At 49.3% G+C, this 17,009-nt stretch carries 20 protein-coding genes and 1 tRNA gene; 7 read left to right on the forward strand and 14 right to left on the reverse strand.

Annotation, left to right across the window (positions count from 1 at the left end; translation table 11 throughout):
- Window positions 1–117: 117 nt before the first annotated feature.
- The 6 genes from FERRO_RS00705 to FERRO_RS00730 form a co-directional block, all read right to left on the reverse strand.
- Window positions 118–603, reverse strand: coding sequence for a hypothetical protein (locus FERRO_RS00705; RefSeq protein WP_056928972.1), 486 nt, complete (start codon window positions 601–603; stop codon window positions 118–120).
- Window positions 600–2,015 (reverse strand): recombinase family protein, encoded by a 1,416-nt coding sequence (locus FERRO_RS00710; RefSeq protein ID WP_056928973.1) that lies wholly within the window; start codon window positions 2,013–2,015, stop codon window positions 600–602. The genes FERRO_RS00705 and FERRO_RS00710 overlap by 4 nt, the downstream gene beginning before the upstream one ends.
- On the reverse strand, window positions 2,012–2,479 hold the full coding sequence (locus FERRO_RS00715; RefSeq protein WP_056928974.1) for a DUF2924 domain-containing protein: 468 nt from the start codon (window positions 2,477–2,479) through the stop codon (window positions 2,012–2,014). The genes FERRO_RS00710 and FERRO_RS00715 overlap by 4 nt, the downstream gene beginning before the upstream one ends.
- The gene (locus tag FERRO_RS00720) at window positions 2,476–2,700 is read right to left on the reverse strand and encodes a hypothetical protein (protein ID WP_056928975.1); all 225 of its coding nucleotides are present in this window, start codon (window positions 2,698–2,700) and stop codon (window positions 2,476–2,478) included. Before FERRO_RS00720 ends, FERRO_RS00715 begins: the two co-directional genes overlap by 4 nt.
- 101 nt (window positions 2,701–2,801) lie before the next feature.
- On the reverse strand, window positions 2,802–3,728 hold the full coding sequence (locus FERRO_RS00725) for an ImmA/IrrE family metallo-endopeptidase (RefSeq protein WP_082601127.1): 927 nt from the start codon (window positions 3,726–3,728) through the stop codon (window positions 2,802–2,804).
- A 3-nt stretch (window positions 3,729–3,731) separates the two neighbouring features.
- Window positions 3,732–4,073: a helix-turn-helix domain-containing protein gene (locus tag FERRO_RS00730; RefSeq protein WP_056928976.1), complete on the reverse strand. Its 342-nt coding sequence runs from the start codon at window positions 4,071–4,073 to the stop codon at window positions 3,732–3,734.
- Between the two features lie 230 nt (window positions 4,074–4,303).
- Here FERRO_RS00730 and FERRO_RS00735 point away from each other — a divergent pair, with 230 nt between their 5' ends.
- From FERRO_RS00735 to FERRO_RS00745, 3 genes are read left to right on the forward strand one after another with little or no spacing between them, the layout of a single operon-like run.
- Complete coding sequence (locus tag FERRO_RS00735; RefSeq protein ID WP_056928977.1) at window positions 4,304–5,536, forward strand: hypothetical protein; 1,233 nt, start codon at window positions 4,304–4,306, stop codon at window positions 5,534–5,536.
- A gap of 3 nt (window positions 5,537–5,539) precedes the next feature.
- Window positions 5,540–6,490 (forward strand): hypothetical protein, encoded by a 951-nt coding sequence (locus FERRO_RS00740; protein WP_056928978.1) that lies wholly within the window; start codon window positions 5,540–5,542, stop codon window positions 6,488–6,490.
- Between the two features lie 55 nt (window positions 6,491–6,545).
- Window positions 6,546–6,851 (forward strand): hypothetical protein, encoded by a 306-nt coding sequence (locus tag FERRO_RS00745; protein WP_152975679.1) that lies wholly within the window; start codon window positions 6,546–6,548, stop codon window positions 6,849–6,851.
- A 282-nt stretch (window positions 6,852–7,133) separates the two neighbouring features.
- Here FERRO_RS00745 and FERRO_RS00750 read toward each other — a convergent pair.
- From FERRO_RS00750 to cfa, 4 genes are all read right to left on the reverse strand, one after another.
- Window positions 7,134–7,209 (reverse strand) — tRNA-Phe (locus FERRO_RS00750).
- A gap of 596 nt (window positions 7,210–7,805) precedes the next feature.
- The gene (locus FERRO_RS00755) at window positions 7,806–8,177 is read right to left on the reverse strand and encodes a DUF4149 domain-containing protein (RefSeq protein ID WP_056928980.1); all 372 of its coding nucleotides are present in this window, start codon (window positions 8,175–8,177) and stop codon (window positions 7,806–7,808) included.
- A 2-nt stretch (window positions 8,178–8,179) separates the two neighbouring features.
- The gene (locus tag FERRO_RS00760; protein WP_056928981.1) at window positions 8,180–9,064 is read right to left on the reverse strand and encodes an NAD(P)-dependent oxidoreductase; all 885 of its coding nucleotides are present in this window, start codon (window positions 9,062–9,064) and stop codon (window positions 8,180–8,182) included.
- 52 nt (window positions 9,065–9,116) lie between these two features.
- Entirely contained in the window at window positions 9,117–10,286 is a 1,170-nt protein-coding gene (gene cfa / locus FERRO_RS00765; RefSeq protein WP_056928982.1) for a cyclopropane fatty acyl phospholipid synthase, read from the reverse strand.
- Window positions 10,287–10,366: 80 nt separating this feature from the next.
- Between cfa and FERRO_RS00770 the strand changes: the two genes are divergently transcribed.
- From FERRO_RS00770 to FERRO_RS00785, 4 genes are read left to right on the forward strand one after another with little or no spacing between them, the layout of a single operon-like run.
- A complete protein-coding gene (locus tag FERRO_RS00770) occupies window positions 10,367–11,545 on the forward strand; it encodes an MFS transporter (protein ID WP_082601128.1) in 1,179 nt (392 codons plus the stop codon).
- Window positions 11,546–11,588: 43 nt separating this feature from the next.
- Window positions 11,589–12,875 (forward strand): MFS transporter, encoded by a 1,287-nt coding sequence (locus FERRO_RS00775; protein ID WP_056928983.1) that lies wholly within the window; start codon window positions 11,589–11,591, stop codon window positions 12,873–12,875.
- A gap of 7 nt (window positions 12,876–12,882) precedes the next feature.
- The gene (locus FERRO_RS00780) at window positions 12,883–13,719 is read left to right on the forward strand and encodes a metal-dependent hydrolase (protein WP_204374699.1); all 837 of its coding nucleotides are present in this window, start codon (window positions 12,883–12,885) and stop codon (window positions 13,717–13,719) included.
- Window positions 13,720–13,735: 16 nt separating this feature from the next.
- Window positions 13,736–14,062 (forward strand): NIPSNAP family protein, encoded by a 327-nt coding sequence (locus tag FERRO_RS00785; protein ID WP_056928984.1) that lies wholly within the window; start codon window positions 13,736–13,738, stop codon window positions 14,060–14,062.
- Here FERRO_RS00785 and FERRO_RS00790 read toward each other — a convergent pair whose 3' ends face one another.
- Genes FERRO_RS00790 through FERRO_RS00805 form a run of 4 tightly spaced genes read right to left on the reverse strand, consistent with a single transcriptional unit; the run spans window position 14,063 to window position 16,420 of the window.
- Window positions 14,063–14,665, reverse strand: a complete 603-nt coding sequence (locus tag FERRO_RS00790) for a nitroreductase family protein (protein WP_056928985.1) — start codon at window positions 14,663–14,665, stop codon at window positions 14,063–14,065.
- A gap of 33 nt (window positions 14,666–14,698) precedes the next feature.
- Window positions 14,699–15,625, reverse strand: coding sequence for an HPP family protein (locus tag FERRO_RS00795; RefSeq protein WP_056928986.1), 927 nt, complete (start codon window positions 15,623–15,625; stop codon window positions 14,699–14,701).
- 13 nt (window positions 15,626–15,638) lie between these two features.
- A complete protein-coding gene (locus tag FERRO_RS00800; protein WP_056928987.1) occupies window positions 15,639–16,100 on the reverse strand; it encodes a methyltransferase family protein in 462 nt (153 codons plus the stop codon).
- An 8-nt stretch (window positions 16,101–16,108) separates the two neighbouring features.
- A complete protein-coding gene (locus tag FERRO_RS00805) occupies window positions 16,109–16,420 on the reverse strand; it encodes a hypothetical protein (protein WP_056928988.1) in 312 nt (103 codons plus the stop codon).
- Window positions 16,421–17,009 lie beyond the last annotated feature (589 nt).

A 17,009-nucleotide genomic window follows, 5' to 3' on the forward strand; every position in this document is an offset into this window, starting at 1 on the left:
TTCTACTTTGCAGGAAAGCGGACATTTCTATTTAGCGTTGACAGTGACTGACTCACCAACAAGTCAGAAGGCTCTTGCGGGTCTATTAATGAGCCATTTCAAGCCAAGCCGCGATGCTCAGGCTGAAAACCCAAACAGCCTGCGCTGCTCCTCCCAGTCCCGTGGCAACGGCTCATGCCGTCCACGCAGTGTCTGCAAATTGAGATGCCGAGGCTGTTTTCCGTCGAGGACGGCTTCGATGATGTCCGGCGCCAGCATGGTCATGCGCAGCACTTCGGCGACCCAGCCCTGCTCCAATTTCATTGATCGGGACAGATCTCGGATGGTGGCGAATTTGCCTTGATCGAGCAGCTTCTGCCAGTAGAACGCTTTGCCCAAAGCGCGGATCATGGAAATGTCCTCGCCACCAGAACCAAGGGCCGAATGCTCGCCGGGAGGCGGCGTCATCACCTTGTGGTTTCGCTTGCGCCTTATCGTCAGCGGCACCATCGTCACGCGCTGCTGCCCAGTGATGTAGTTGCGGGCGTCCTGGCCAATCTCGATGCGCACGTTGCTCTGCCGACTGTTCTCCGAGCGGGTGACAGGGGTATCGGTGTTTTTCATGCGTATACCTCCTCGGCTGCACCCTTGGTTTCTTTAACCAGCGGGTGGTTGTGAATGTCGTCACTGAAACCCAGCCAGCCGTCCTCGCGCCACAGAATATCCAGGCCACGCTCGTGCAGATGGACCTGCTCGATCAGCAACTGCGTGATCCGCTGTTGCTCCTTCGGGAACAGTTGGTCCCACACGGCGCCAATGCGCTGCATGGCCACCACCACTTGTGCTTCCTCGAGTTTGGCGCCCTTGGGATGTTTTTGACAGGAACGCCATGTCGCCAGCATCAACTCTGGCGCACACAACGCCTTGTGGATCTGCTCCAGTACCGCCGTCTCGATCTCGGCTGCAGGCAATGGCCCCATTTCGATGAGGCCAGGCGCGAGTGTTGCACCGGCATTACGGCGTTTGTGAAGATACGGCACGTAGTACCGATACAAGCGTCCGCTTTTCTTGCGCGTGAAACTGTGGATCATCAGCTGTCCATCGGGTGCGTAGAGCAACCCCGTGAGCAGAGCAGAGTGCTGAGTGATCGACTTGCGTGGGCCCTGTTTGCGGCGCTCAATAAACGCATGGACAAGGTCCCATGTGTCTTGATCAATGATGGCTTCGTGCAGGCCAGGGTAGCTTTTGTCTTTGTGCTGGACCTCGCCAAGGTAGATCCGGTTGCGCAGCAATTTGAAAAGGTACTGCTGATCGATGGGACGGCCTTCGCGGAATTGACCATTCTGTGTTTGCCATGCCTTGGTGGTCCGCCCCTCGATTTCCAATTCACGCACGATCTCTGCGGCCGAGCCATGCTCACCATAGCGTCGGAAGATGGACCGCACTAAATCTGCTTCCGGCTCGTTCACCACAAGTTTGCGGTCGACGACGTCGTACCCGAGTGGCGGCGTACCACCCATCCACATGCCTTTGGCCTTGCTGGCGGCAATTTTGTCGCGAATACGCTCGCCGGTGACTTCCCGTTCGAATTGGGCAAACGACAACATCACGTTGAGCATCAGGCGCCCCATTGATGTCGCAGTATTGAATTGCTGGGTGACGGAGACAAAGGAGACGTCATGTCGATCAAAGACTTCGACCAGCTTGGCGAAATCCGTCAGGTTGCGTGTCAGACGATCGATTTTGTAGACGACCACGATATCGATCTTGCCGGCGTCGATATCAGCCATCAGCCGCCTGAGACCTGGTCGCTCGATGTTGCCACCGGAGAAACCGCCATCGTCATAGCCGTCCTGCAAAGCGATCCAGCCTTCGTGACGTTGACTGGCGACGTAGGCAAGCCCTGCATCCCGCTGCGCCTCCAGGCTGTTGTACTCCATGTCCAGACCCTCATCGGTGGACTTGCGGGTGTAAACCGCGCAGCGTTTGCGAGGGGCGAGTGCAGCAGGCGCTGGTGTGTTGCGCTGGTTTTTCATGCTGCTTCCCTCTTCTTGGTCTTGAGGCCAAAAAACATCGGCCCAGACCATGGAGAGCCGGTGATGACCTTGGCGACTGCGGTGAGACTCGTGAAGCGTTGGTCCCGATATTCAAAGTCGCGCATGCCTCGAACCGTCACCTTGTGCTCGACGTCGTCATAGACGCGGGTGAGGACCGTGCCTGGAAGCAGGCGGTCAGCATCGCGGCGTAATCGGGGCGGCAGGATGCCGGTCTCGCCAATTTCTTCGAGCTTGCGGCACACAGAAGCTTTCAGGCCACCGAACGCGCGTTCCTGAATTTTGTATGCCAGTCGGGATTCGAGCCAAGTCCGGTGATGGTGATTCGGGCGCTCGTCAAAATGCTCATCCCATAGAGCCCAGAGGTTGTCCATGGGCAGGTGGGACAGTTGTGCGACCCGGGCGGCAACGGCGGCGGTGTGGGGCTGTGGTGCGTGTGGTGTCATGCGTGAATTCCTTCTTCTTGATAGAGGTTTGCATTCACGCGCTGGTGGGCAGAAAAGCCAAGGTCAACCCCGTCTTTTACGTCCGGTGTGGACGAGTAGTCACACGCTGATTTCTCGGCACGCAGGCGCAGGATCGCCATGGCGAGCAAGTCAGCGATTTCTTGTTGGGGAGGGCGCGGCCGGTCGGCATTCGCGCAGAAGGAAGGTTTGTCGATTTGCATGGCAGGCTTTCATGTGGAAAACGCTGCTTATGCTATGGACAGGGGGTGCTCCGCGTAACGTGTTTTAGCGGAGATCAGAGCGATTGAGCGCCAGATGCCAATCAAGCCCTGCCGCTGCCATGCGAGCCGAATTGGTCAAAGCTGTCGACGGTTTCCTCGTCCTGCCACGACCGATCCCATGATCTTGGCGCCGCGCTCTCAAGCAGCAGTAGCGACAGGATCCGATCACGCGCACCGTACGTGTGCTTGAACTCGGTCAGCGTGATGTCGGCGGATTCGTCTGGACACCATACGTCGGCCGGCATGTCGATGCCGTTCCATTCTTGCGCAATATCTGGGTCAGCGGCCAGCGTTTCCGGCAACGGTTCTTGCGGGTCATCCGTGCGCCGGATACGTGCCCGCGTCTTGATGGCGCTGCTGCTACGCCACTCGTACTTGGCGAATCCGTTGTCCCAATAGACCAGGATCGCGCGCTGCGGCGTGAACTTGATGAACCGGATGCACAGGGACTCGAACGACACCTGGAAGCGTTTGGCAAGAGCGCTGAGGATGTGCAGATCAATGCGCCGGTCGGAAATCGCGTCGCGCAGCAGGTCGCCAGGAATCAACAGGTTGCTGGCAAAGTCATCTGCCTCGCGCTCGATGTTGCGCAGGAGGTCTGCACCGGAGAAGACGCTTTCTTTGTCACAGCTAAAGCTGGGGCGCTGGCCACGGTGCAAGACGAAGTGGCCCAGCTCATGGGCGATGGTGAACCGCTGGCGCTCGGCGGGTGACTTGCCGTTGAAGAAGATGCCCCACTCGGTGTCATCCTGTGGGTTGCGCACCAGCATGCCTTCGCAGCTGGCCAGGCCATGCGCCATCGGCGCCTTGATTTCGCGAACGCCCTGACCGTAGGGGGTGTCCGGCAGCATCTGGCGGACGAGGTCCAGATCAATGGCGTCAGGTGCAGACCCTTGGTGCCATGCGCGCATCCATTTGTGGATGTTGTTGGCCGCGATGGAGCCGGTGAGGGCCTGCCCTGTGCTCATAGCTCAGTCTCCGCTTTTGCCCTTGTCGGGGAACGCGATCTGGAGCAGTTGCCGGTAACGGTCTTTCTCCTCATCGGTCATGCCGGCGTACTCGCGGAAAAACTGGACATCTTCGGGGCTGGCTTCAGGCACTGCCTGCAAGGGCTCACCCATGACGTCTTCCATCGTCACGCCCAGCACCTTGGCCAACCCGCGCACCCGCTCGGCGGATGGACGCTGGCCTTCCTTCATTTCCAGTTCCCAGATGTAAGCCTTGGTGCAGCCGACGGCGTCGGCTACCTGCTGGAGGGTCAGCCCCTTCGCCTCACGCAAGCGCCGCAGGCGTGCTCCGAATGCCGAAGCCATGGCGATGCTCCTGTGTGTTCAATGTTTGGACTTTTTTAGTATAGCAGCGAGACACCAATGTCCGCCAGATGTGCTGAACAGATTGACAAGCGGAAATACGCGGGACACAATCGCCCTGTATCACGTTACTTTACTTGTACGCGATATCCGTTTAGTAACTTAGTCGCCGGCTAGCGCACCAAGACTTCGGTCCGCAGACCTCCGACACCTCCTCGGAAAGGACCGCCAACATGAAAAAAACCTGGATCGACCTGCTGTGTGAGTTGCCCGTGGACGCCACCTTGCGTGAGTTCCTGACGGGCCATGGGCTGCAGATGCCTGACGACTTTGCTTGGACTGACAAGCCCGAGACCACGCAAACCCTGATCGCGGCATTGCTCGGCTGCCCGGACATGGCCGTGCGCGACACGGTGGCCGCCAAACTGCGTGCCAGTGTCGCTCTTGGCGATTCGGCCGGATCGCAGGCCATGTTCCAGGTGGCCACCGGTGACGGAGCTGCCTTGACAGCACTGGCCACATGCAAGAGCGACATCCATCGCTCGTTCTGGCTGTACGTCAAGCACCCGGAACTGTTTGACCGTGCCGGTGATGTGGATCACTTCGAGCGCCAATCGGCCAACGCCCAGCAGCATGACTTGGGCGTCAAAACCATCCCCGACACATCGGATGCCGCCCTGGCCGCACTGCGCGCCGATGTTTCGGCCTTCTACCAGCGCGAGTTGCAGTGCGGTGACCGCAGCAAGGCCTACGTCATGGAGCGCAGCCCCGGCGTTTTCCTGCTGAGCGTCCACGTCAAGGACCTGTCGACGGTCCAATTGGAATTCCAGGGGGATGACCTCAAGCGCCGCGTCGGCAACCCCAACATCCACTCGGTGCTGGAGTACTCGACACGCACCGGCGTCACCCGCTCGCTGGTCAAGGGCGGGGCCAAATACCACCAGATGCTGCTCAAGGCGTTCGCCGAACATCTGCTGCACACAACTCTCGATGCGCAACGTTTGAAGGCACCGACGCTCGATTTGTCGGCGCTGCGGCTGGGATTTAATGTGCCGCAGGCGCAGACCGACGGCTTCAACGTGCTGCAGGTGAAATCGATCAGCCTGCTCAGCCCTGACAACCAGTTGAAGCTTGACTGCACGGCCATGGCGGCAAGCGAGCACCGCTGCGTCACCGACCTGCTGACTGAAAAGCTGCCGGGCCCGTTGTCGGAGAACTGGTTGGTCACCGCTGTGCAGATCAACCTGTACTACCCACCCGAGCCGGGCAAGTCGAAGGCGAAATTGGTGACCATCGAGATCACCCGCAAAGGGCGGCTGAATCTGCACAAGTTCGACGCGCCATTGCAGGCGCAGTTGGAGGGCTACCTGGTGGCTCTTGGCATTCTGACCAAGGGGCAGACGCTCAATGCGCAGGAGGTGACGATAGGGGATGGTCAGGATCTGCAACCCGCCTACCAGGACTGATCGATGTCGACCCACGTAGCGTGGTCGCTGGCCTGTCGACTGTTTCGGGGCGGCACGCCCATATTCCGAGGTGCGTTGTCACCAGCCGAGGTGACGGCCTGCGCCAGCCTGGGTGCAGCGATCAAGCCAACAGTCATCAGCCGCAACTTCGTGCTGTGCCCGTATTGCCAGCTGCAAAGCGGTCAGATCGTTGGTGACGGTAAAGGTGGACAGGTCTGCCAGTGCCCTGAATGCGGTCCCATCACGCTGACACCTGACGATCGGGCGGCGGTGATGTTGGACGAGGGGTGGCTGCGGTCAAAGCTGAGGATGGCCCTGGAAATCGAAAGCCGGGATGGCATCACCGACATTGCCGATGGTGTCTGGCGGTTGGGCGACGCACGGCGCTCGCCGGTGCTGCTGGCCAGGAGCCTGTACCGGCTGTGGTCCGACCCGTCCATCTTCGAGCGCGTCCGTATTGCCGGCGCCGAAATCCGGGTCATCGCGCCCAAGGCACCAGAGGTCCGTGGCAATCCGTTTGCGCTCGGCATTCAGTGGTTGCCGCTGGAGGAACGGTTCACGCTGTACGGCGGCGGGATTGCATTGATCGGATCAGATCCGTACCAGTCACCCATGATGGTGGCCGAGCCATGGGCCACGTACCTGGGCCCCTTCTCGGCAGACTTCAGGTGGGTATCGCTGGATGACTGGCCCCACGGTCCGATCCGCTGCACCGAAGGCCAGGCTGCCGTCTTCAAGGCGCTCTGGTCATTCAAGGGCGTCAAGGTCGACGCCGAGCGAGTGATGCTCAAAGCGGGCCAGGACAGCCAAAAGCCCAACGACCTCTTCAAGATCAAGAAAGAGAACAAGGGCAAGCCTGAGTACGAGGGACCGTTGCATGCGTACCGCACGCTGGTGAAGTCAACCCAGCGCCCCGGGGAGTACTGGATGCCGTGTGCCAGCGGCGCGAGCTGAGACAGAAATTTGGGATGCCAGACAGGCATTCCGCACGTACAACGAAAGGATCGAAATGGAAGACAAGAACCCCATCACGGCAAGCATCGATTGGTTGGTCGCGCAGGGCTTTGACCGCAAGCAGGCCACCAACATCTGCAAAGCCATCAAGGCGGACAGCCCGGAAAAACTCTGGGAGGACGCGCCAGCCTGGATCGAATGGTGTGGCAAGGTCAAGCGTGATCATGACTGCATCGTCATGCTGGCGGCCATGGGACTGACCACGGTGCGGATCGGCACAGGAGGCGTAGAGAACGATTTACGCATGGCGCTCGTCGAGGGCATTGAGTTGTCGCCAGAGATATCTGCGAAGGGCAACTGAAGCAGGCGAGCCAGCCTTATGTACCGCCCATCCAAGCCTTCTGGCGAATCCGAAAAATCGACACACGCATAAGCCCTTGTCGCACATAGCAATATGCGTGCGGTGTGGCGTAAAAGTTGGCGTCTCTTTACCAGAGAACAGAGGGCAGAAAAGGAGCGAACTGGCCGTCTCCGTGGTCCGCTCTGCCTGCCCCCGGCGCACGCAGAATGCGCCTGAACACCACGTGTTCTGCGGGACCCACCAACGAAAACGCCCAACCGAGAGAGGTTGGGCGCTGAATGGTGGTGGCCAAGGGCGGAATCGAACCACCGACACAAGGATTTTCAGTCCTCTGCTCTACCGACTGAGCTACTTGGCCAATCAAGCCAATGATTATACAATAATCTTGTGATTTTATGTAGTCTTATCTCATTGCCTGGTGTGCTATTTGTTTAATCCCCATCAATCACCAGCTTTACCACTACAAATGCTCCAGTAGCTAGTGGTTATTTCTTCGGGGTTTTCATCTCATAGCTGGAGCACACGGAGTATATTGTGTTCGTGTTGAAAATATTATACTTCTGAGCTCCCCCGCTTGAACTGCTTTTCAAGTGATTAGTTCAAGTGAGATAGCTTTCCACTTGTAAGCGTTGTTTAAACAGACAGTACTTGTTGTTTTATACTACTACTGTTGTATGAGGTAATGAAGAAATCCGTATTAACCGTGATAATGAAGTATTGCCATCCAGCCCATTATGTATAGTATCCGCCGCGTAGGCGTTATCACTTGAATCTGTGGATACTCAATGACATTGGTAGTGGTAGTGGTAGTGGTATTTATACTGCCAACCTCTAGTTGTTGTTTACCAAATCATACTCAACAGATGCCGACTTATATTTGATACATTGCCGCATCTCAACCTTAATTTAGTGATTGAATAGCTACAACACTAAAGAGTATTGAAATTGAGCTAACTATCCCATTAACACGTAGAAAAATAATCCCATTTGAATAAAATTAATTACGACACTAGCAGTATGTAACACATGGAATGTGGTTTGTTTTTGCTCATCTCTAGCCTTATTCACCATTGGAGTAATGACCCAGAGCGTGAAGAAAAATAGAGCAGCAACAATTAGAAGTAGGGATCTTACCACCAGGGTCGGCGTTAAAAATGCCGCCACTAGACTGACCAAACCTAAAAAAAAGTAGTATTTAGGAAAGAACTTTCTGACATAGACACCCGCCCACTCCTGAGGAAGATGTTTAAAAATGCCTGGCGCCACAGCTACCGAAAAAAATATCATAATACCTAAATTAGCCGAAACAAGATAATTCGTAATCATTTTTACCTCAACCCAGCATTTTCTGCTGTAACCAGTTCAATGGCGCTCCAATCTAAGGAGGCTCTATTTTTTTCTAAGGAAATCATAAATTTCGATAATAAAATATCCACTATCGGCATGGGAACTCTCGCCCTGTCCGATGCCAAATGCATTAAATTCACATCCTTGAGACCTAACTCTAACTTAAAGCCAGCGGGCTCATAGTTTCTTTGTGCAATAATTTTTCCATAATTTTGGTAAATAGGAACATTAAACAAAGTAGTTGTAATGAAATCGACAAATTGCTGCCTTGAAATATGGTTTTTTTCAAGTAAAGCCATGGATTCAGACAGTGCTTCCACCATAGAGAGAATCATAAAATTACCGGCAATTTTAATTAAATTTGCAGCAGATACCTGTTCACCAAAATCAAAAACCCCCTGTCCCATGGCTTCTAACACATTGTTTATTCCTTCTTTGGCAATGGGATCCCCTGACACCACCATCCATAATTTTTTGGCTAATGCCGCCTCGGGCCGACCAAACACTGGCGCAGAGACCAGAAAATGTTGATTCTTGTTATGCGCCTTTAAGAGTTCTTCTATCAGCTCAGGTGAAACGGTACTCATTGAAATATGTATGGCATCTTTTTTGGCGTTTTCAATGATTCCCTCACTACCATAACACACTGATTTCAACGCTTCGTCGTTTGACAGCATGGTGATAATGACATCCACATCTTTAATAGCCTCCTTGAGGACAGTAAAACCCTGAGCACCGAGGCTCTCCATCTCGTTGACTTTACTGGTGGTTCTATTAAATACATGGAGTTGATATCCTGCACTCTGCAGATTTTTTGCCATGGGCATACCCATACTGCCCAAACCGATGAATGCCACTTTTTTCATATTTCTTCCTTAAAGAGAGATTGACCTACTCCCCCACATTAGGTTCACAGAGTTATTGATGTTGCAGTCGAACAGAGCGATAATCTTGGCGCCGATGCCTGGTGGTAAGAATTATCTGCCACAGTTGTCCGTATCGTGATCTAAAATATCCCGCACAGGAGAGTAAATAATAATTCCACATTCTATAAAAACGGTCGTCATAGCGTGATTTGATTTCAGGCCAATGGTCGTTGAACTGTTGGTGCCATGCCATGAGCGTTCTATCATAATCATGACCAAAGTTGTGCCAATCCTCAACCAAGAATTTACCCTCAATATTTTTTACGATATCAAGTGCAGAAGGGATTTTCCCATTGGGAAAAATATAACGATTTATCCAGGGGTCAGTGCCCCGACTTGAGTCTGCGTTGCCTATAGTATGCAAAAGAAAAAGCCCAGAGTCTTTCAGTGAGCGTTTTATAATTGTAAAAAAATCTTGATAGTTTTTTAGTCCCACATGTTCAAACATCCCCACAGAGACTATTTTATCGAATTGACCATTTAATTCCCTGTAATCCATGAGCTCTATGGTAACGGGTAAACCCTGACATCTCTCTTCTGCTATTTTTTTCTGTTCCTTGGATACGGTAATTCCTAGCACCTTTACCCCATAGTGTTTGGCTGCATAGTAAGCCAGTCCACCCCAACCACAGCCCACTTCTAATAAAGTGTCATGGGGTTTTAATTCTAGTTTTTGGCATATCATCTCAAGCTTGTCTCTTTGAGCCTGCTCTAGAGTGGTAGCATATTGCCAATAACCGCAAGAATACATCATCAATGGGTCAAGCATTCTCTCAAAGAGATCATTACCAATATCATAGTGTTGTTCTGCCACTTGAAAAGCTCTACCGATACTTTGTAAATTCACAAGCCGGGACTTTATGGTGTGCCAAGCAATAGGTATTCTTGCAAACCCCTTCACTTGTTCATCTAAGTTGGCGTCAAGAAGTTTACAAATCAAGTTATCAATAGATCGACATTCCCAGTCATGATTCATGTAGGACTCACCTAAACCTAGAGACCACTTCATGAGGATGTCACGATACGCTTTAGAGTGAATGATTTGGATATCCCAAGGCTGCTGACCATTAATAGTCACTCCAGCTTGATGGAACAATCTGTTTAATAATTCAGGTGCTGCACCCGTAGAGGGCGTTTTGTTTTGAGTGGTAACATAATTCATGCTATACCTTCACTAAAGGATTCACATATTATTGATATTCACTTTTTTCATGCCAGGATCCCCCGAGGATCTTTTATTATATGATACTTAATTCATTGATATCACTACCTAAAACTGTCTGGCTTGTTGGTTTGATTAGTTTTTTAAATGATAGTGCCAGTGAAATGATTTATCCTATTCTACCTTTTTATATCATATCAGTTCTGGGTGCTGGCCCAAAAATACTAGGACTGATTGAGGGGATTGCTGAAGCCACATCAAGTTTATTTAAACTGCTGTCAGGAATCCTGATAGATAAAACTCAAACATCAAAAATTTTCATTCTGATTGGTTATGCACTCCCTAGTGTTGGGAGACCCATCCTATATTTAGCAAGTGGTTGGAAGTTAGCTCTATGGGTGCGTTTTTTTGATCGCTTGGGAAAAGGTCTTCGTACTACCCCTAGAGATACGCTTCTCGCTCTGTCCGTCCCAGAGAACAAGAGAGGATTCACCTTTGGTTTTCATCGCTCTTTAGATAATTTAGGCGCTTTTATTGGTCCTCTATTGACGACACTAATCTTAAGTATGGGGTTTTCCATTAAAAGTGTTTTTTTGTTTGCAGTGATTCCAAGCCTCATGGCTCTAGTATTGATTTTTTTTATCAAAGCACCCAACAGAGCACCACCCGTAACACCTAAAAAGTTTAATTGGTTTTTTTTCTCCTTACCCGTTAAATTCAGACGCTATTTGTATGCTTACGCTCTTCTCTCCCTAGGCAACTCATCGGACTTATTCATTTTATTACGCGCTAAAGAGATAGGGGTACCTGAACAATATATTCCATTGTTATGGGCTGTTTTATCCCTGTCAATTAGTCTGTTAGGGACTCCCTTATCCAGTTTATCCGATAGAGTTGGGCGGCGCGTGCTGCTCATTTCCTCATGGTTGATTTACGGTTTATTTAACCTCTTGCTTGCCACCTTCGCCACTTCACTCATATTTTTCTTCTTATCGCTGAGCCTCTATGGGATGTACAAAGGCATGTCAGAGGGGATCGAAAAGGCTTTAGTAGCAGATATGGTTGATGTAGAGCATACAGGAATAGCTTTTGGCTGGTTTAACTTAACTGGTGGACTATTATTACTGCCCGCCTCAATGATATTTGGATGGCTTTATCAACACTATAACTATTCAAGCGCTTTTCTGTTTTCAGCCACTTGCTGTGTCCTAGCGAGTTCTTATGCTTGGTTTAATTTTCATAAAACAAATTTAAGTTAAACTAAGTTAAACTAGTCTGTTTCTAAACACCCCCTATCCCATAATGACTAACACCTCATCCAAACAGACTGAACACTCTATTTTTCATGTTCTTGTGGCCAGCCTCATGGGTACCACCATTGAGTTCTTTGATTTTTATATTTACGCCACGGCTGCTGTGTTAGTGTTTCCTAAATTGTTTTTCCCCTCTGGAAACCCGACCACCTCCATATTGCAATCACTGGCGACTTTTGCTCTGGCCTTTTTTGCGAGACCCATTGGGGCGATTATTTTTGGTCATTTTGGAGACAAAATTGGTAGAAAAGCAACCTTGGTTGCAGCGTTAATGACCATGGGACCCTCCACGGTTGCTATTGGATTACTGCCTACCTACGACAGTATTGGCGTGTTTGCTCCACTACTCTTAGCGTTATTTAGACTAGGGCAAGGATTAGGACTCGGTGGAGAGTGGGGAGGAGCGATTCTTCTCGCCACCGAATTCGCTCCAAAAGGAAAGCATTCATGGTATGGGATGTTCCCCCAATTAGGAGCACCCCTTGGTTTTCTGATGTCCAGTGGGGTATTTATTGCCTTAAATCTGTTCCTTTCCGAGAAAGACTTTATTAGCTTTGGTTGGCGTATCCCTTTTCTTGCAAGCGCGATATTAGTGTGGATAGGTTTATATGTTCGTTTGAAATTAGCTGAAACTCCAGCCTTTATGGAAGTTATTGAGAATAATGAACAGGTGTCAGTGCCCATGGGGTCCATCATAAAGCATCATGTTAAAGCGCTCATACTAGGGACATTGGTGTCAGTCACCACTTTTTTACTCTTTTACCTCATGACCGTGTTTACCCTAAGCTGGGGCACTAGCCATTTCCACTATCCAAAGGGAGAGTTTTTGTCATGGCAAATGCTTGGGGTCTTATTCTTTGGGCTTGGGATTCCTATTTCCGCCAAACTGGCTGATAGAATAGGTGTTAAAACCATGTTAATTATTGCCACCATACTTATTTTAGTATTTGGTTTATTCTTTAGCACTCTTTTTGTGGCAAATGACCCCTTCACCACAATTGTCTTTCTGATAATTGGTTTGTTTCTAATGGGTTTAACCTACGGCCCACTGGGCTCTGCCCTTGCCAGTTATTTTCCTGCGTCAGTGCGTTATACGGGAGCCTCTCTGTCCTTTACACTGGCCGGTATTCTGGGGGCTTCCGTCGCGCCTTATTTAGCAACATGGCTTGCAGTGAATTACGGATTAATGTTTGTCGGATATTATTTAGTTATTGCCACGGTGGTAACACTCATTGCCTTAGTGTTTACTACCCAAGTTTCCCACTCTACTCAATAGGTGACCTATGAAACCCATCAATCCCTTTGTTTTAACTGTCATGACGCTAGTGATTGGTCTCTGTTCGCTAACGAGTTATGGCGCTGAACAGACTGATTCCGTTAAAGTCCAATGGTTTGGTCAGTCAGCGATTAAAATTACCACCCCTGATGGAGAAAACATTCTCATTGACCCTTACTTGACCGCCAATCCCAAGACGCCAGAACCCTATAAAAACCTGAAGAACTTAGGAAAAATTGATTTAATTTTAGTCACTCATGGACACTTCGATCATCTTGGAGACACGGCGGATCTCTTAACATTGTGCCATTGCAAACTCGTGGCGCCCTCTGGTCTGGAAGATAATCTGGTGAATACGGGAGACGTGGATAGGAGTCAACTTATCCATATGAACAAAAGTGGGAGTATCAACCCCTTTCCTGATGTCACCATCACCATGGTCCACGCAGAGCATAGCTCAGAGTATGACTGGTATGATTCAAAGAAGGGGACTCATCAAGTGCTCTACGGTGGAGAACCCGTAGGATTCATTATTAATATTCGTCAACGCTTTACGATTTACCATATGGGGGATACTGGATTATTTGGCGACATGTCTTTCATTGGTAACTATTACCACCCTGATCTTATTCTTATTCCTATTGGTGGCAATTTCACCATGGGCCCACAGGAGGCGGCGTTTGCCACCAGTCATTGGTTGAACCCCAAGTATGCTCTTCCTATTCATTATGGAACTTATCCTATTCTCAAGGGAACTCCGATGGAATATGAAAAGTCTCTCACTCAACACACTACGGAAGTGATTCATTTACAACCAGGTGAAACGAGAACTTTTAACTTTTAATATCAAAGGGAACACTATGATCCATGAACTCAGAATTTACCATTGCGCACCAGGTAGACTACCTGCCTTGAATCAACGCTTTGAACAAACGACCCTAAAGTTTTGGGAGAAATACGGCATTAAGCCCATCGGTTTTTGGACCACCTTAATTGGTCCTAGTAACCAAACACTGACCTATTTATTAGAGTGGGAAAGTCTTGCGGAAAGAGAGCAAAAGTGGAACGCTTTCTCCAGCGATCCCGAGTGGCTGGCTAAAAGAGCCGCCACCGAGGCAGCAGGAACCATTGTTGAGAGAATCGACAATCAAATCTTAGTTCCCACTGCCTATTCGGCTATCCGTTAATTAGAAGCGATCTGTAATAATCATGTCTTGACGGGGAAGATACCCAGGTTTGGGCCATGCTGGTTTTACTGCTTTACCAATCACTAGCATGGCGCCAACGGCATGCCCCTCAGGGAGATTGATCAACTGTGCTACCCGATCAAAGTCAAAGCCCACCATAGGACATGAATCGTAATCCATCGCTTTAGCAGCCAGCATTAAGGTTTGTAACATGATGCCCACTGAACGCATGGCTTCATCTCGTTGCAGTTGTTCTTTACCTGAATAAAAAGGATCAATCCACGGCACTAAAATGTCCTGTACAGCTTTGGGGGCATTCACCCAATAGCGAGCAGGATCCTTTTTCCAAGCATCAATATCTGCTGTAATCACAAACAAGAGTGAAGCCTCGGTGACTTGTGCCTGGTTATTAGCAGCCTCTCTGAGTTGTTGCCGTAACGCTGTATCCTTGACATGAACTATGCGCCAATGCTGTAAGTTGAATGAAGAGGGAGCTTGGGCTGCCAAATCCACTAATTGCTCAAACTCAGCAGGACTTAATTGATGATGGGGATCAAAATGCTTAATTGCTCTTCTTTGTCTAATGGCTTCAAAGGTATCCATGCTGTCTCCTATAGATAATATACTGTCCAACAGTTAATTAGCGTCCGTACTTTTTCTAACAAAATGATTATATAAGAAGTAATAGGCAATGAATATGCTGATACCTATTGCCGTTGAAATTAATAACTGACTATCTGGATGGGGTGCCACAAAGGGTAATAATCCTATGGCCATAGCAGGCGGCAGATACATGTTGACCATGCGACAGATGACTATGCCAGTCACCATGGTTAATAGGATTGCTGGTGAATGATTGCCTAGAATATGCAAACTCACCAAACCCACTGCCACCATGGCTAGAGTGAGAAACAGTAATTGAATGAGTTGTTTAGCCCAGGGGCAATGGGCGGGTTTTGTTAATATTTCATAGCTCACTACGACTAGTGGAGGAAAAAGAATAAACTTTAATCCAGAAAAATAGACCATCACTTGCATGAGCAACACGAACACAATGAAAGACAGGAGTCCGACGTGATCAATCTTTAATAACTCCTCGACACTTTGATGGGGCAGATCCATTAATTGGGGCTTATAAAAAGGCCGCAACACTATCAGAATGAGGACTAGCAAGCTAATCGTGACACACACCGCTATAGGATAGGCGAAGCTGTCTTCACCCAAAATGACGGGTAAGTAGCCCGCCGCGAGTGCTGGCACAATGGGAGAGCGCAATAAAACAATGACCAATAAGGCGAGGGCAATGGAGAGACTTACCGACAAGGGACTGTAACCCCAATACCTTTCAATGATCACACCGATTAAGGCTGCCAAGGTCGGCGTTAGCACCAATAAAACAGGTTGTTTTGCCCAGCTGCCCTGAGGTTTACTCAACACCCCATAGGCAATAGCGCCTAGCTCCGGAAACACAATAACTGAAATACCTGTAATCAATGCCGCTTGTGAGGCGCCAAATAAGAAAAGTAGCGTGGTAAACTCGCCCAGATAAAATAAATCGGTCATCTTTAATGAGTGATTAGAATAATAAGGGGATTAATCGCTTCACCTTCTTTTGATAATCCGCGTAATGGGGATATAAAAAACATAATAAAGACTCTTCAAAACGGGATTTAACGTTAAGCAACGCAAACAATGCGATGGCTAATAACGCTAGCCCCGTATCCACCGCCATAAAAGACAACCCCACAGCAGACATCACCAAACCTAAGTAAATAGGATGCCTCACCACTGAGAAAGGTCCGTTAGTGATTAATTGATGATTGTTTATTGGGATAGGAAGTGGCGTTAGTAGCTTCCCCATAAACATTGCACTATACAAGGAGAACAATCCTCCCACACAAAACAGAAGCCAACCTAAAATAGTCACGGGATTCCAGTCAAACAACCGATCAAAGCAGGCTATCGCTCGCAACACAATAAGAGCTAGTAATAGCCCTTGTAGTGCCACAAAAATCAATCCTTTTTTACGGTCAGACACTGTGGGTATTACTCTTTTTTGGGAGCCAGCTGTTTAAAGACCTCTTCATCAATGGGACTTTCGCCATCGGGTAAACCGCTTTCCATGCGCTCTTTTCTGAGCTCACCCCGTAACAACAACAACCCCTTTAACGTTAGTAACTCTTTTGATAGGCTGTCCTTTGACTGATATAAAGTATCATCTGACAGCAGACGATCAGTTTGCGCTGGGTTGGTTAAATCAATTTTTAAAATATAGGCTAAACGAACAATTTCACGATTCAAAGCATGCAAATCATGATCAAATTCGTTGGGGGAAATAGGATTGTCATCATAATCCATAAGGGTCTAATTAAATTATAAAAAAGCTATTATACTCCTGATATTGAGTCACAAGCTGGCAAGCCTTTAGTTTATGTCAAAAAACAAGATCCTTTACTTGATGATTATCATTGTTGTCATTTACTTACTGGCAAGAGCAATGGCTAAACTGCCTCTTGATAATGCTGTGCTAGGGTTCTTAAGAGCCCCCATTGGAACGGTGATTTATTGAAGCCTAATCATTCATGCCCATACTAACGCCAACGATGTCTTCACTTTAGCTTCTAGTGGCGTCACCGCCACTTGAAATAGAGCGTACACCCTTCACACTGTGATGAATAGCCGGTGACTTACACCTGGAATAATCTCATTTTTTGGTTAACACATCAGTGAAACCGATAGTGAATGCTCCCTGTACCGTGCTAGGAACCTGAATATTGCAGTTAAAGCTGTGAGTTGGGATGGGCTGATTGTTACAGTTAACTACTCTGCTCAGAGTCACATCTGTCAGGCATCGTTAGGCCACACTAAGCTGCCAAACCATTAGGGTTAGCCATCCAAATCCCGCTCCTACAGAGTCACCTGGTTTTTACCTCACTTTAAGTTAAGT

This window comes from Ferrovum sp. JA12 (assembly GCF_001431705.1).
Lineage (GTDB): Bacteria > Pseudomonadota > Gammaproteobacteria > Burkholderiales > Ferrovaceae > PN-J185.

What these genes read in the sequence shown, in the direction of transcription:
- FERRO_RS00710 (WP_056928973.1), bottom strand. Translation starts at nt 2,015, where the DNA reads ATGAAAAACCAGCGCAACACACCAGCGCCTGCTGCACTCGCCCCTCGC.
- FERRO_RS00720 (WP_056928975.1), bottom strand. Translation starts at nt 2,700, where the DNA reads ATGCAAATCGACAAACCTTCCTTCTGCGCGAATGCCGACCGGCCGCGC.
- FERRO_RS00805 (WP_056928988.1), bottom strand. Translation starts at nt 16,420, where the DNA reads ATGGATTATGATGACAATCCTATTTCCCCCAACGAATTTGATCATGAT.
- FERRO_RS00715 (WP_056928974.1), bottom strand. Translation starts at nt 2,479, where the DNA reads ATGACACCACACGCACCACAGCCCCACACCGCCGCCGTTGCCGCCCGG.
- FERRO_RS00770 (WP_082601128.1), top strand. Translation starts at nt 10,367, where the DNA reads ATGATACTTAATTCATTGATATCACTACCTAAAACTGTCTGGCTTGTT.
- FERRO_RS00735 (WP_056928977.1), top strand. Translation starts at nt 4,304, where the DNA reads ATGAAAAAAACCTGGATCGACCTGCTGTGTGAGTTGCCCGTGGACGCC.
- FERRO_RS00790 (WP_056928985.1), bottom strand. Translation starts at nt 14,665, where the DNA reads ATGGATACCTTTGAAGCCATTAGACAAAGAAGAGCAATTAAGCATTTT.
- FERRO_RS00795 (WP_056928986.1), bottom strand. Translation starts at nt 15,625, where the DNA reads ATGACCGATTTATTTTATCTGGGCGAGTTTACCACGCTACTTTTCTTA.
- FERRO_RS00775 (WP_056928983.1), top strand. Translation starts at nt 11,589, where the DNA reads ATGACTAACACCTCATCCAAACAGACTGAACACTCTATTTTTCATGTT.
- FERRO_RS00780 (WP_204374699.1), top strand. Translation starts at nt 12,883, where the DNA reads ATGAAACCCATCAATCCCTTTGTTTTAACTGTCATGACGCTAGTGATT.
- FERRO_RS00725 (WP_082601127.1), bottom strand. Translation starts at nt 3,728, where the DNA reads ATGAGCACAGGGCAGGCCCTCACCGGCTCCATCGCGGCCAACAACATC.
- FERRO_RS00785 (WP_056928984.1), top strand. Translation starts at nt 13,736, where the DNA reads ATGATCCATGAACTCAGAATTTACCATTGCGCACCAGGTAGACTACCT.
- FERRO_RS00745 (WP_152975679.1), top strand. Translation starts at nt 6,546, where the DNA reads ATGGAAGACAAGAACCCCATCACGGCAAGCATCGATTGGTTGGTCGCG.
- FERRO_RS00705 (WP_056928972.1), bottom strand. Translation starts at nt 603, where the DNA reads ATGAAAAACACCGATACCCCTGTCACCCGCTCGGAGAACAGTCGGCAG.
- FERRO_RS00730 (WP_056928976.1), bottom strand. Translation starts at nt 4,073, where the DNA reads ATGGCTTCGGCATTCGGAGCACGCCTGCGGCGCTTGCGTGAGGCGAAG.
- cfa (WP_056928982.1), bottom strand. Translation starts at nt 10,286, where the DNA reads ATGAATTATGTTACCACTCAAAACAAAACGCCCTCTACGGGTGCAGCA.
- FERRO_RS00760 (WP_056928981.1), bottom strand. Translation starts at nt 9,064, where the DNA reads ATGAAAAAAGTGGCATTCATCGGTTTGGGCAGTATGGGTATGCCCATG.
- FERRO_RS00755 (WP_056928980.1), bottom strand. Translation starts at nt 8,177, where the DNA reads ATGATTACGAATTATCTTGTTTCGGCTAATTTAGGTATTATGATATTT.
- FERRO_RS00740 (WP_056928978.1), top strand. Translation starts at nt 5,540, where the DNA reads ATGTCGACCCACGTAGCGTGGTCGCTGGCCTGTCGACTGTTTCGGGGC.